1 protein-coding gene is annotated in these 201 nt (G+C 56.7%); it reads right to left on the reverse strand.

Annotated features, from left to right (window positions below; translation table 11 throughout):
• A partial coding sequence (locus tag DXC51_RS23665; protein ID WP_207660874.1) for a hypothetical protein occupies positions 1–201 on the reverse strand: 201 nt, incomplete at both ends.

Raw genomic sequence — 201 nt, forward strand, 5'->3', positions numbered from 1 at the left:
AGCCGGTAATCGCCCGTTACCGCGTACAGCTTGGCGAAGGCGCCCAGCTTCTGTCCGAAAGTGGAAGCGCCGAAAGTGGAAGCGCCGTTTCCATACCAGCCCATCAGGCTCTCCCCAGGAGCGTCCAGGCCGGCTGTTTTTCTGAAAATTTGCAGCAGGGAATCATTGGGAATCGCCAGGTAGGTTTCTATGGTTTCCCTT

The sequence above is a fragment of the Eisenbergiella massiliensis genome, assembly GCF_003435485.1.